Annotated in this window: 8 protein-coding genes and 1 pseudogene; all 9 read right to left on the reverse strand. The window is 51.8% G+C overall.

Going from position 1 to position 13,866, the window contains the following annotated elements; genetic code table 11:
• Nucleotides 1-2: 2 nt before the first annotated feature.
• Nucleotides 3-1,871: a phosphatidylserine/phosphatidylglycerophosphate/cardiolipin synthase family protein gene (locus tag BSPA111_RS02935; protein WP_183269695.1), complete on the reverse strand. Its 1,869-nt coding sequence runs from the start codon at nt 1,869-1,871 to the stop codon at nt 3-5.
• Entirely contained in the window at nt 1,871-4,603 is a 2,733-nt protein-coding gene (locus BSPA111_RS02940; protein ID WP_183269696.1) for a type VI secretion system Vgr family protein, read from the reverse strand. The genes BSPA111_RS02935 and BSPA111_RS02940 overlap by 1 nt, the downstream gene beginning before the upstream one ends.
• Nucleotides 4,604-4,625: 22 nt before the next feature.
• Nucleotides 4,626-6,221, reverse strand: coding sequence for a type VI secretion system protein TssA (tssA, locus tag BSPA111_RS02945; RefSeq protein ID WP_183269697.1), 1,596 nt, complete (start codon nt 6,219-6,221; stop codon nt 4,626-4,628).
• Nucleotides 6,221-9,631, reverse strand: coding sequence for an ImcF-related family protein (locus tag BSPA111_RS02950; RefSeq protein ID WP_183269698.1), 3,411 nt, complete (start codon nt 9,629-9,631; stop codon nt 6,221-6,223). The genes tssA and BSPA111_RS02950 overlap by 1 nt, the downstream gene beginning before the upstream one ends.
• On the reverse strand, nt 9,615-10,790 hold the full coding sequence (locus BSPA111_RS02955) for a type VI secretion protein (protein ID WP_183269699.1): 1,176 nt from the start codon (nt 10,788-10,790) through the stop codon (nt 9,615-9,617). The genes BSPA111_RS02950 and BSPA111_RS02955 overlap by 17 nt, the downstream gene beginning before the upstream one ends.
• A gap of 3 nt (nt 10,791-10,793) precedes the next feature.
• Nucleotides 10,794-11,060: a PAAR domain-containing protein gene (locus tag BSPA111_RS02960; RefSeq protein WP_183269700.1), complete on the reverse strand. Its 267-nt coding sequence runs from the start codon at nt 11,058-11,060 to the stop codon at nt 10,794-10,796.
• 47 nt (nt 11,061-11,107) lie between these two features.
• Complete coding sequence (locus BSPA111_RS02965; RefSeq protein WP_183269701.1) at nt 11,108-12,004, reverse strand: SUMF1/EgtB/PvdO family nonheme iron enzyme; 897 nt, start codon at nt 12,002-12,004, stop codon at nt 11,108-11,110.
• Between the two features lie 20 nt (nt 12,005-12,024).
• Nucleotides 12,025-12,905: pseudogene (locus BSPA111_RS02970) on the reverse strand (formylglycine-generating enzyme family protein).
• Between the two features lie 63 nt (nt 12,906-12,968).
• Nucleotides 12,969-13,862 carry an SUMF1/EgtB/PvdO family nonheme iron enzyme gene (locus tag BSPA111_RS02975; RefSeq protein ID WP_183269702.1) on the reverse strand — a complete coding sequence of 298 codons (894 nt, stop codon included), beginning with the start codon at nt 13,860-13,862 and terminating at the stop codon, nt 12,969-12,971.
• Nucleotides 13,863-13,866: the final 4 nt, after the last annotated feature.

Consider the following 13,866-nt stretch of genomic DNA (forward strand, 5'->3'; position numbering starts at 1 on the left):
CATCAGTCCAGATCCGTCAGCGTTACTGGGTTGTAGAGAAACTTAATTAATGACGCCTCAGGCGTGTATTTCCCTTTAGCCTGGAGCGCTTCATTCTTACCTAGAAGATACTCCCAGGCTTTGAACGCCTTATCGGGTTCATCCTGTACACCTATCCCATTGGTATGCAAATTCCAAAGTCGCTGGCGCAATGCTTTTGTTACATCGGCCCATTCGTGGGCAATATTCATTTCGCTGTCGACCTGCATGCTGCGTGTGTTGATATTGGCGGAGCCATGAGTGGTGAATACGTCGTTAATAATCATCAATTTTGAGTGAATATAGACTGGCATCCAGTTATTCTCAGGAGAGTCAGGCGCGACAAGAGAGCAAATATGGACTTTCAGGCCTGTAATATTTACCTCTGCAATTTTACTGTCCTCTATATCGTTTATTTCTTTGATAATTTCTGCTTCTCGTGACCTGTTGTTAGGGTTCATAGGGTCGTAATATACGGTCGGTAACTGCTTTAAAACCTCTGCAATTTTGAGTTGTTTTGTCACATTAGGGATGGTATCTGCACGCCCGAGACTTTCGAGCATGCGCTGTGTGTTCACGGTGCCAGCCCCGATGCCTTCATCCGTTACATTGGTCACAACAAACAGATGAACATAGCCATGTTTTTTAGGGTCACGCCCGTTTTCAAATAGAGTTGAAACGTGTTTCTTAATCGCTTCAGCCAGTGGTGGCCAGCGGAAATACTGATTTTCGATATAAATAAATTGCGTAACATTATTCACTGTTTTCAGATAGAGCTTTTCGATATCACGTTTTCCCTCCTGCACCTGAGTTCGTAGAAGCTGGGCCATTATTGGTGTGCCGAGGTCAGCCCGCGGTTTGAGCTGTTTAGCGACTTCTTTGGCGTTGCGCATTGTGAGCAAATCTTGTCCGGTTGCCCTCCGCCATGCAGTCGCGAAATTCTCATGCAAGTGTTCGAGAATCGGCCCTGTCACCCGGCTGGACATATCCTGCCGTGGAAGCTTGCCGCGTGGCCCTAAATTGGGTGCCCATCGGTCATCACTGGTGCCTGGCCGCTTCTGTGACGAGTGTCCATCAGTATCCCAATATTCGTCGAGCATGTTATGCCCCATCACGAAACCAACTGCATCTTCTGGTAATTCATAGTCAACCAGTACAGTTTTTTGGTGGTGAGTGACGGTACCTGCCATCGTCGAAATAGCGGAAACACTGAGATTCGGATCCGCACTTTGATAGGACGTTTGATAGGCTATCTCTGTCCGATTTTTTGCATTAAATCCCCGACCAGCAAATACTGGCGTTTCGGTTAGAATTTTATTAATCGCTTTTTCATCGCGAGTCTCCTTACCTCCGAGGATATTCATTCCCGCACTACTCACGCCTTGCAGTTTACTTTCGTAGGAGTGTTCTCTATACCATTCCCGGTCGAAAGCATATTGCTCATCTGTGGAAGTTTGCCCAGCCTTATCTTTAATACTGATGGGCCCCTTCCCAGGCAAATTAGCCTCACCAGCAACACCAGATGAGTTCAGGGGCATTTCCCACCCCAAAATACGGACCTCTACTTTTTTTTCTTTTGCTATATTTTTCAGCAACTCACCAATACAGGGCTCTTTACCATCACGAATAAAGTACATCGAAGGCTGGAACCCCCAGCAGATGATATCGACGCTTTTCTTTGCATTGGCGATAGCTTCATGTACAGCTTTGAAAGCTTCTTCGCCATTAACCAGCGGCATATAAGTCGCCTGCGTGGGGTGATATTCAGTGTCCTGAACAAACCACGGAGGAGTGATTGTGCACTGGTCTGTATCGACAGTTGCGACGGGGGAAACAACTTCATGTTGGCTCATTAGCTCTCTTCCTTATCGCTGAAGCCTTTCAGGAGTTCATCATAGAGATTTCGGTGCTCGGTATGTGAGGCGGGTTGATTCACATCAGGACTGGTGTCAGAGGTATGATTCTGCAGCCCACGGTTAGCCATCTCTCCTTGCTCTGCATTGCGGTAAGCGCTGACGACAGGGATCTGATAGTTGATACCATTCGCCATTTCCATACGATAATGTTTGGTCGTTGTCTGATGCTCAATGTCCAGATGGCCGGTTTTGTCCAGCACACCTTTCTGGAACAGTGCTCCATCGGCATACAACGTATAAGGCATCCCCGCCCAGCTTGAACCAGGGGCGTTAGGCGCTTGTGGAACACTGATACGTAATGGCTGCGGGGCAACGTCTGGATCGGCGATAAACATCTCACCGTTCGGCATTGGGGGCGTAGTTGGGTTTAAACTCGCAGGCCCCATCTTCTGCCAGTTAGCTGACTTGAACAGGATGTTTTGCGGGTCGGCGATTTCAATGTTGCCGCCGCTGAGTTTGATGTAGCCGCCGCCGCAATTTATTACCAACTCTGTCGCGGCTGTGATTTCCACCCTGCCTTCCACACTGGTGACAGTGATGTCTTTTTTAGCAATCGCGTCCAGACCATCATCCTGCGCCTGGATTTCTACTTTCCCTTTTGCTGCAAACAACTTCATGCCCGTCTTACGCGCCAGCATGCTGATGGCTTCACCGGCGGCTACGGTAAAACGCTTCATCGCGCTGATGTCAGTGTTTTGCTGCGACATGATGCCTACGCTGGCACTGCCAGATGCCAGACGAACGGCCTGTGGGCTACTGATACTCACGCCCTGAGGAGCATTCAGCACTATTCCTGCCTTCACCAGTTCTTTTAGCGCCTCGTTCAGCATCTGTTGGCTTTGGGTATCGGATGGTAATGCCAGAGCACCTTCAGCCGCTGCAGATAAGCTTTTCGCAATACTCAGCGCACTTTCCAGTTGAGTAATCGCTTCCTTCATCCCCAGCATCATTCCACTGGCTGATGACTGCGTATCCGCTGTAATGAACACGCCAGCACCACCACGGATGGACACCCATTTATCCGTTCTGAGCTCAGCGCCCTCACCCCGCATAGCCCTTTCGGCATCCACATTGTGCCCAAGATTAAGCTGGGTTTTGCCGCCGTACTCGGTGCTGAGCTTGATGTGCTCTTCGCCACGCTTATCTTCCAGGCGAATTTTGTTCAGCGCAGGTGTGCGTATCACGTTGCGGGTGTTGTTCTTTTCCGTCACAGGGTCAACGTGACGTGAGTCGTGCAGCGCATGGGCGATATACGGGCGGTCCGGGTCGCCGTCATGGAAGGCAATCGCCACTTCCGTGCCCTGAATCAATGGGAAGTGAATACCGTAAACGTCGCCGCCGTAAGGTTTGGCGAGGCGCACCGGCATACTTTCCTGGCCCTGCGCTTTGTCGTCCAGGTCGGCATCAAATTTCACCCGATACAAACCGGAGGCATCCTGCCAGGCGTAGATGTCATTGGCTTTCGCGCTGGTGACGCGTGCCATCATCGTGCCGCTGACTTTCGGACGAGGTTTGAGTGCCGGACGCCAGCACAGGGTTTCGCTGAAGGGGATGGCAGACCACTGTGCTACTAATGCCGTTTTCCTGCTGGCGCTGAAATGCATTCCGGTAATGACAATCCCGTTATCCAGGACTGTGGGCAGTGTTGGCACAATCGCCGTTTCAACGATCGTTAATACCTGACCGGGACTGAGATTCGCATCATTAGCAACGCCTGTGACCTGTATCTGCTTTGATAAAAAGCGCTCGTGATCCAGACGGGCCAGGAAGTTCGCGGTTTCCGCAGTCGGCTCGCTTTTACTGCCAGTATCCAGATGGCGAGGTTTGTAGTGATAGACCTCGCCATAGGTGATGCCATCACCGTCGCCGCGAGTTATATCGACTTTGGCAGACTGCAGGATCTTCTGGGCTTCGCGGTAGTTGTAGTCTTTAGCGGTTACGCTCGCTTCAACCACATTTTGATGGACATTGATCCCCCAGACCGACTCGACACCAGAATCACTCATGCCTGACGGGCTGTTCAGCGGCAGGTTTTTGCCAAATTCATACGCGCTTTGTTTGTCACCAAAATGCACCACTTCAGTCTGGGTGTCCGGCTGCAGGGTAAAGAAGTAAAATATCCCGACTTCAGAAAGCAGGCGCTCAATAAAGGCCAGATCACTTTCCTGGTACTGGTTTATCTGCTCGCGTTTTGGGTAAGTTTGCTTGAGCGCAAATTCATATTCCCAGCCCTTGAAACCATGTTCATCAAGGATCTGCGCCACCACATCCGGCACCGATTTATTCACAAAGAAGCGGTGGGTGCGAAACTGTTTGCTCAGCAAGGCGAAGAAAGGCTCCAGCGTGATCTGGTATTTGGCCTCGTCGGCTGAACCTGAGATCCGGCGAAAACCGGTAATCACACCATGCACAACTTTCTGATCGACGAGACTTTGTAGCGTCCCCGTGCCCATCGTCAGGCTGGCGTTTTTACGCAGCAACTGGGTCGCGTCAATATCTTTATCGGCGCTGGTGAAAATCACAGAATAGCGATACGTAGCGCTTAACCCCTCATTACCACTGAACTCCTCAACATCTAAAGCTGAAGTGCAGGAAGGAATATCAAGACGGTAGCGATTGAGGGTATTCGTCAGCAGGGAAGCAGCAACATCTTTCAGATTGTCAATCATGTGAACATGTCCTTATTTATTATTACCCACACAGCACCACCGCCCTGACCGGGTCGAGGCTGATTAATCCCGCCAGCAAGTTATCCATTTCGCCCTGAATACGCGGTTTATCGGACTCGGCGCGCGTCACTTTCATTCGCAGCAGCTTCAGGCGGCGGGCTTTCACTTCAAACAGCAGTTCCGGCTCCCACTGCGTGAGGGTGATTTGGGCCGCGTTGCCATCCAGTTCATTCAGCAGATGCAGCGCCATGTCGTTTTTGCCGTACTGCTCGGCGACGCGCGCCATCAGCAGACGCAGCAGCCACTGGTGACGCGGGGTACGGGTGCCGGGGCGGTTCTGCAGCCAGTTGAGTGCGGCTTCAATCCCTTCGCTGTCGGCCTGGGCCAGCGCTTCCGGCTCCAGTTGCAGGATATCGTCGTCGCCTGCAGTGCTGGCAGGCGCGGCAGAGTTGTCGCTCCAGCCTGCGGACATCGTGACCTGCTGGTGTATCCAGTTCATCGTCACTTCATCGGCAAACGGCGTACCATCGCTGAATGCCAGCCCTTCAAGGCCCGGCAGGCGCGCCAACAGACCATTCAGATCCTGCTTAATAATGTCTGCCCAGCCTTCGTATGGCGCACCGGCTTTGGTCAACGCCTGATGAACATACCACTGCAAATCCAGCCACAGGTGGTTGACGCCCTGAGCAAACAGGCTGTCGGTCTGTTCCAGCAATTCCAGCCAGCTTTGTTGCAGATACAGGCGTTTAAGCAAGGCGCGGTTTTCCGGTTTTGGTGGCGCCAGGCGCGTACGCCCGACTGCATCCAACGCAGGCAGCTCATGCAGAGTGTCAAGACGAATACTTTTCATCAGGTGATGCCCGGAAAGCCAGCCGTTTGGCTGGTCGTGCAGGTACTTCGCAAGCAACCTGGCCTGGTCAAGTAAATCTCGTCCCGAAGTGACTGCTTTCAACGATGGCGCATCGGCTGCCGACGTGTTGCTGACAGTAGGGGTGCCGCTGTTCTGTGGGATAACCGCATCCGGGCCGCCGGACTGCGCGAGGCGGTTTTCCAGCGCGGCGTACAGGCCACTGAACTGCGGGCGAGCCGCGTCATCCCAACCAGTCACGCACTCTTCAATCAGTGCCAGTGCACCGGTGATACGCTCAAAATCCGCTTTCACCACTTCCGGGTAGAGCGACAGGCTGTCCAGCACACGGCTGCCCGCCAGCCATTCCAGCGCCAGTTTGCGGCTGTTGGCACGCTGCGGATGCAAAGCATCCCCGAAGCGCTGCAGCAGCCCGGCAAGCAAAGTCAACCCTTCTGCCAGGCCGCTTTCGCCGTCGGTATGCAGCCGCGCCCAGATGTAATAGGTGGCAACGCGCACATCCTTGCAGGTGGTGGTGAGCAGTGTTTCGGCCAGCTCGCAGACCCGTGCCGTATCAGCACCGGAGAGCTTGTTGACCTCCTCGCGCATCTGCTGGAAATGGTCGTCATAGCCAGGATCTTCCCCGACCGGGAGAGTTTCGGAAAAGGGCGTCAGCCATTTCTCCCACAACGGAATGTGCAACTGCGCCTGTTGTGCCAGTGTCGTCTGCTCGGCATGGCAGGCATTGAGTAACGTGTTCAGCGTGGCCATCAGTTGTCACCCCCGAATTCAGTGTCTGCAGTCTGTACGGCAGTTGCGGAGGCTCGTGCATCAACACTGAATATCTGTGCCGGCAACGTGAAGTTACGCAATTTCAGCAGCGCCAGCGGGCCTTCCCCGGCTTCGGTACGCAGGGTGTAGTTGAGGGGCCGTCCGTCCTGCGCTTTCCAGGTGAGACTGAAGCTGCTGTTCACTCCCGGATTTGGGGTCACAGACGCTTTATCCAGCAGACGAATTAAGCCCCACGCTCCCGGCAGATCCGCATACTGGCGGGTACCCGCCTGGGTGCTTATCCAGCTCAGGCTCGCTCCTGGCGCTTCGGTATCGTGCGGCCAGGTGAAACGGTTCCAGGCAGGAAGCTGGTTGTAGTAGCTAAGTTTCTGGCTGTCGATCACCAGGTCCGTCTGCATCACGTCTTTGGCTGTGCCCGGGCGAAGCTCAAAGCGCATCCCCGCTTCACCGTCGGTGAATACCACATCGGACAGGTAACTCAGGGTATCGACCGCTTTGAGGAATGCCGGGCTGAAGGTCAGCCCCTGGGCATTGATGCTGTCCGGCACCCAGTGGCTGCCCTCTTTATGCAACACGCCGTTGAGACGCGTCTGTAGGAAACGAGTGATTCGCCCGCTGTCGCTGTTGAGATAACGCGCCAGCAACGGCAGAGAGACTTCACTGCTGGTATCTTTTAACGGATAACGTCCGCCAAAGGTGCTGTTCCAGTCATCCACAATGGCCGCCTGCCACTGGGCATTCAGGCTTTCGGCGGCAGGGGTTAACACCTGCTGCCAGGCCTGCTCCATCGGCTGGACAAAGACCGTCTGCCCGAAGCCACTCCACTCCTGGCCGAGGCTTGCAGCGACCAGGCTGCCGTAATCACGGGTTTCGGTTAAATCCACCGCTTTGCCCTGGAACACCGTCTGCGCCAGCGTCTGGGTCATCGCCTGCGGGTCGGCAGCATTCACCACCTGTTGCAGTTTGAGACGCACCTGGGTGACGCGTGTCAGGAACGTCTGCAGGCTGAGGTTGGTCTGCCCGCCGCCTTTGTTGTCCATCAGTGCCAGCACCGGGCCGAAGGTCGCATCCAGCGGGCCTTGCGCCCCGGCCTGCTGGTCAATCGCCGGTTGCTCGTCGCGGTTTAACATGTTTTTGGCGGACTTGACCAGCGAGTCGGACAGCGCCTCGCCGGTTTGCCCGGTTTTCCCCTGAATACTCAGGGTGTTCATCAGGGCAACCAGCGGCGACTGGCGCACGTCGGCCATCAGCGTGAGCTGATCGATAGCGTCAGATAACGTCTGTGCCTGTTGCCAGTGCAGACTGTTAAGGAACTCCAGCCAACTGCCGGAGAAATCAGCAAAGTAACGCTCTTTGAGACGCGCCTGCAGTGCTTCCGGCGAATCCTGTTGCACCACGGTGCTTTTGATATCGCTGAGTACCCAGTCCATCTCTTCACGCCGCTCGCTGACCACCTTTTCAATGGCCGGTTTGACCGCTTCTTCCCAGGCTTTGCGGGTGAACATCCCCGGCACCACCGCATCGGTGGTGAAGATACGGTCGGCATCGGTATCACCGGTCATATCGGACAGGCGCATATCGGCATACTGGTTTGCCACCTGGCGCAGCATCTTCTGGTAGAGCGACGATTCACTGTTACGCGCCCCCATTTGGCGCACCAGCAGGGTGCGGGCCTGATTCACCAGATTTTCATCCGGCAGCAGACGCCACTCCGGGTGACGGGCCAGGTTACGGGCATAAAAATCGAGCAGCGCCGGGCCACTCCCCTGCCACACACCATCCGGCACGCCCTCACGCTGCGGCCAGTCGGTAATCAGGGTTTTGCTAAACCACGCAAAATCCATTTTCTCCGGACGCGCCAGCATCAGGTATAGCTTGAGCTGGTCGTAAGCCGGCTTAATCAGTTTGTTGCGATTAGGGTCGTCCGGTGGCAACTGCACCAGGGTTTCCAGTTGTTCTTCAAGGTGTCTGGAGGCGGCATCACGCAGCAGCGGCAACGCGCTGGCCCCGTAATGCGGCCAGAGTGCGGTTAACAGCGCATCGTTCTGACTCAGGCCAAATCGGCTGTACCACGGCGCGCCATCCTGCTGGCGATATTGCAGGCGGTCGAGCGTGTGCTGTAAATCAAGTTGTGCTTTCAGACGTGCCGGGAGCGGTTGCTTCACGTTCGCGGCAAGCTTCACCTGTGTTTCGGAAGTATTTATTGCGTCGCGGTTAACCAGAAAGGCCATCACCATGCCTGCCCCCCACAGCACCATCGCCCCTGCGACGCACATCGCTAACAGTCTGCGCCAGGCAAAACCAAGCTTTTTCGGGGCTAAACCTGCGGGCAGTGACGGCAGAGAATCCAGCAGCACATCCCAGCGGTTGTCTTTGCCCCAGTGATTTTTGACGGTGCGTTTTGCATCCACGGAAGCCGGGCTGAACATCACCCCCGCCAGCGGCGAAGGACGGTATGGATTCAACAGCGTACCCAGCGGTCCGGCCACCGAATCCGGCGTGCGCGAGAGTTGGTCGGCAAGTTGCAGTAAAAACTGGTGTGCAGTGCTGGTGCTTACCTGCTGTGTGCCCTGCTCTATCAGGCCAGGCACCAGACCAGAAAGCTGCGTGCTCAGCTCGTCCGCTTTGCAATTCGCGGGCAACAGGCAACCGACAGACTGCGTGACACGCTCCGTCTGCGCGCCTTCCGCATTATGCAGCGACCAGACATACAGCGGCAGCCGCCAGCCGAGTAACGCGAAACGGGCAGCAAACGCCTGCCCGACGCTGTCCATCATGTCGGTGGTGAGCGTGGCTTTTGTGTTTATCTGACCGAGTGAGGCCTGCTTCGCCAGCGCAGAGCTCACCCACACCACACCATCCAGCGGGCAGCGGCGCAGTTTACGCAGCGCGCCAAACCAGGCGCTGTCTGCCTGTGCACCTAAATCACCGCCCCAGAGTAAAACAGTACCGGCATCTTCCTGCCAGAATTGTGTGGTCAGGTTTGGGGCGAGTTGCTCCACATCGGCCGCACTACCGCTGAGCAGCAGGATGCGGACTTTACGGGGCCAGAAGCGACCGTAGGTGCTGCGCAGGGCCTGCTGAAGTTCAGTGACCGTGACATGGCGCGGGGCCGTCTGTGCCAGGCGATTTTCGTCTTCTGGCAGGACGTTTTGCTGTTTTTCCGTTTCACGGTGACGCCATTGCTTCACCAGTCCGCCCAGCACTGAGCCGTAACGTAACCCCACGGCAATCGCACAAACCAGCATGAAACCGAGCACTTTCTTGCTGTTCGTATCCAGCCAGATAAGCTCCCCGTGATGCCAGATAAACCAGCCCAGCGCGCCCAGTAACAGCAGCAGCAAAAATGTCAGCCCGCCGATACGCCCTATTTTACTTAGCAGGTTCATCCCCACTCCCTGATGTGATGGTACAGATAAAATGTTCTGAGTCTGATGTGGACAGCGCAAGCCAGGACTGCCGCCCGATGCGAACAAAATCAGCCGCCAATGCGGCAGTCAACCAGGGCGAGAATGGCCCCTGAATACCGCAAAATGTTTCAATAGTGCGGATATCATCCGGCCCCCAGGAGGTACCCTGCGCATTGCCGGTGGAGAGCAGTTCAGAGGATGACTCTGTCCATTTTTGAGCATCACCAAGAATGCCCACCGTTCGTAGGGCCTCGGTCTGCGTGGTCAGAAACAGCTCCAGCTCCTGAGCTACGTGGGCCACATCCCACTGCATCGGTCGCAGCAGACGAGTCGGATGAAAAAGCGAATATTTGTGGGCAACGTCATCACTGGTAAACAGCAACGCGGCCAGACCATCGGAATAACTTTCCTGCCCCTGCATTTGCAACACCAGAACCAGTTGAACCGTTTCTTCTGGTTGCTTAATGCGCTCATCGATCGTGTGGAAAGAAAGCTTATCGACAATGGTCAGCGATGATGGACCAGGACGCGCCGGAAACATTGCCTGCCAGCCATCCGCAAACTGCGCATGCAAATTTTGCCGGGATGTTTTCGGCACATCGGCAAGTACCGTGACCTGGAGAGGCAATTCGGCTGGCAGAGCCAGCACAGCTGCTTCAACACCAGCAAGCAGGCTGGTCATCGCTGTGGAAAATACAGGTTTATCCGGTGGCAGATAATCAATACGCCGGACCAGATCCCGGTACTGAGTCAGTCCCTTTGCATTCTGCTGTAACAACGCGGCGGATATATGGTCCGGCAGCATCACACAACTCGCCATCACGGCAAGGTAACGCTCGGCCCACGCAGTCCACTGCTGCTGCGCGTGCTGTGCTTCATGTTGCAGAAACTGATAGCGATCCAGGTCACGCCCGTAAAAGTAGCCGCGAAGACTGAAAATAATCAGCCACAGCAGCACCGGAGTCAGCGAAAACAGCCAGATATTCACGACGTTGAGCAGACTCAACCTGCCGGAAGCATGCAGAATAAACAGCAGAACAGCGGTGATCACCGCCAGCACACCACTTAGTAACCAGGCACCAGACGATGGCGGCACCGGTGGTTCAACAGTAAAAGGTTTTTGACGTTCCCAGCCCATTTTTTATCCTATGACACAATCCGGTGCGCTGGAGATAACCTGACAGCCGCATTGACATTTACACCCATCCACAACAATCGCTTTACCGTCTGACATCCATTCCGGAGAGCCTTCAATAATTTGATTGGTTCCATGTCCCGGAATTGGGCAACTGACTTTATCGCCAACTAAAGCGACTTTTTTGCCATTAACAATCATCGAGGAAGAAGCAGAAATAACGGCACCACCGTGCGTGGTTTTATCGCCGAGTAATACGAAGCCTTTTGGCATGGAAATACCTTTTTATTTTGTAAGTATCAGCGGTAATTTTGGACTACCTATATTTTGGTGATATTATTTATTTTCACACAGCGGAAGTTATATATAGGAACAATTCCGGTTTCTTTATCTGTTGGATCCGGTTTAACAAACTGGCGATACACGGTCTGGTTGGTAAAGGGACCTCCGCCGCCCAGATATCCTCTGATAACTTTATACTGGCCTGAATCAGGGCATGGCGGGTTCATTTCAGGAGATTTGGAATAATAACCTTCCGCATACCAGTCATTCATCCAGTCAACCCCGTTTCCTGCCATATCATATAAACCTAGCGGTGTAGGAGGAAACTTTCCAATTGTATAGTTGAAGGCGTAATTACCTGACAACTCAACTTTTTGGTCACTATTTGCCAAGTTTTTTCCTGATTGATAATCACCATTATCAGTTGCGAATATAACATATTCACCTCTATTCCTAGCCGCATACTCCCATTGAGCTTCTGTTGGTAAATCAATATTTTTCTCTGACATTTCCCCCAACCACTGGCAATAGTCTTTTGCTTGTTGCCAGGATACGACTGCAGGCATATAAGGGGCTCGTATTTTCGGGTAACGCGTGACCCACCGTGTAAGTGGTGTTATTTTCTCAAAACCATTAATTTCCGTGTATTCATCATATTCTTTATACGTAACTTTATATTTCCCCATCGCAAAATCACTGAGTGTGACCTTATGAAGATCTTTATCATCATCATTGCCGGTGAGAGGTAATTTCTCCCCCACTAAAGGCCCAAAATCACCCATCATAAAATTGCCGCCATGAATGTCGACCATATTGTTCAGAGAGTGTTGCACCAGAGTATCTACTGCTTTTTGGTCAATGGATTTTTCTGAAGGCTTTTGATCGCAGCCGCTAATGATAGAAACAAGAATAAGTAACCGGAAAAAATTATTCATTTGCACTCCATTGCACATCGTTATTTGTTAACTACACAGCGGAAATTGTATATAGGCGCAATTCCAGTTTCTTTATCTGTTGGATCCGGTTTAACAAACTGGCGATATACGGTCTGGTTGGTAAAAGGTCCTCCACCACCAAGATACCCGCGTATAACTTTGTAATTCCCTTTATCTGGTCCTTGAGGGTTTAACTCTGGTGATTTGGAATAATAATTTTCAGCGTACCAGTCATTCATCCAGTCGACTCCATTACCTGCCATGTCATATAGACCCAGAACAGTTGGTGGAAATTTACCTATCGTATAACTAAAGGTATATATGCCAGTAAGAGCTTCGATTTGCTCCCCGTTTGCGATATTTCTCCCAGACTCATACTTACCGTTATCAGTTGCATATACAATATACTGGCCCCTATTACGTGCGGCATATTCCCATTGTGCCTCTGTTGGCAGGTCTATTTTTTTCCAGATTGTTTTCCTAACCATTGGCAATAGTCTTTGGCTTGCTGCCATGTGGTCACGGCGGGCATATCTGGGCTACGAAGTTTAGGGTAATCTTTGATCCAAAATTCTAATGGAGTTATTTTATTTGAATGAGTTATTGCAGAGTATTCATCATACTCTTTATAAGTAACTTTATATTTCCCCAACGCAAAATCACTGAGCACGACTTTATGAAGATCTTTATCATCGTCATTGCCCGTGAAAGGCAATTTCTCCCCGACTAAAGGCCCAAAATCACCCATTAAAAACTCACCACCACTGACCTGGATCATGTTGTCTAATGAACGCTTAACCAACTCTTGTGCTTGTTTTTTATTTTCCGTTGACTGGCTATTATCGCAACCCTGTAGAAAAGTTGATACAACTGACAACAATAAAACAAACTTATATTTCATAAGGTCATTCCTGATTGACTCATTATACTCAGTTATTACTCAGCCATAAAACTCAATTAGAGATCAGTTATTCACTACACAGCGAAAGACATAACCCGGAGGTATACCATTTTTTTCATAAGTTCTACCCTTTGAAACGGGAACAGGCAATGCTGACTGCCTGAACATAGTTAAAGCATATTGCATATCACCACCAATATTGCCACGTCGAACTTTCTTTTCACCCGTATCAGGGCCCTGGGGGTTTTTCACTGGTGAGTGGGCGTAATAGTCTTTTGCATACCAGTCATTAGTCCATTCTGCACCACTTAATCCCATGTCATACAACCCTAATGGATTTGGTGGGTATTTTCCGATCGGATAAATAGGTAAAGATAATCCATCGCTCTCAATATCTATTTCTTCATATGTAGGGATGTTCTCCCCCCTAATAATAGTTCCGTCGTTAGTTGCATAAGGAAGATATTTCCCCCGAGAGCGGGCTGCAAATTCCCACTGTGCCTCTGTCGGTAAATCTATCTTTTCGCCTGACACTTTAGCCAGCCATAAGCAATAATCCTTGGCCATCTTCCATGGTATATTAACAGAGATATTCCCATCCAATAATTTAGAATGCTGCCGATACAGAGCACTCGTAGTTAATTTTTCACCTCCAGCTAATTTAACATAGTTATTATAATCTTCATTAGTGACTTTATATTTACTCATCATAAAATCATCTAGTATAACTTTATGCAATGTCTTATCATCGCTGTTAATACTAAATGGGATTTTCTCTCCAACCAGAGGACCAAAGTCCCCCATCAAAAACTCACCACCTTTTACCAGAACCATATTATCCAGTGAACGTTTAACGACCTTCTGTGACTGTTGCGTATTTTCAGTCGACTGGCTGTTATCACAACCTGCAAGCAAGAGAGGGGAAATCAAAAAGAGGATTATATATTTATTATTCATGAAC

Origin of the sequence: Buttiauxella sp. A111 (assembly GCF_014189855.1) — a bacterium.
Lineage (GTDB): Bacteria > Pseudomonadota > Gammaproteobacteria > Enterobacterales > Enterobacteriaceae > Buttiauxella > Buttiauxella selenatireducens.

Bases quoted from the DNA above. Each gene is read 5' to 3' on its own strand.
- BSPA111_RS02960 (WP_183269700.1), bottom strand. From the start codon at position 11,060: ATGCCAAAAGGCTTCGTATTACTCGGCGATAAAACCACGCACGGTGGT.
- BSPA111_RS02935 (WP_183269695.1), bottom strand. From the start codon at position 1,871: ATGAGCCAACATGAAGTTGTTTCCCCCGTCGCAACTGTCGATACAGAC.
- BSPA111_RS02975 (WP_183269702.1), bottom strand. From the start codon at position 13,862: ATGAATAATAAATATATAATCCTCTTTTTGATTTCCCCTCTCTTGCTT.
- BSPA111_RS02940 (WP_183269696.1), bottom strand. From the start codon at position 4,603: ATGATTGACAATCTGAAAGATGTTGCTGCTTCCCTGCTGACGAATACC.
- BSPA111_RS02950 (WP_183269698.1), bottom strand. From the start codon at position 9,631: ATGAACCTGCTAAGTAAAATAGGGCGTATCGGCGGGCTGACATTTTTG.
- tssA (WP_183269697.1), bottom strand. From the start codon at position 6,221: ATGGCCACGCTGAACACGTTACTCAATGCCTGCCATGCCGAGCAGACG.
- BSPA111_RS02955 (WP_183269699.1), bottom strand. From the start codon at position 10,790: ATGGGCTGGGAACGTCAAAAACCTTTTACTGTTGAACCACCGGTGCCG.
- BSPA111_RS02965 (WP_183269701.1), bottom strand. From the start codon at position 12,004: ATGAATAATTTTTTCCGGTTACTTATTCTTGTTTCTATCATTAGCGGC.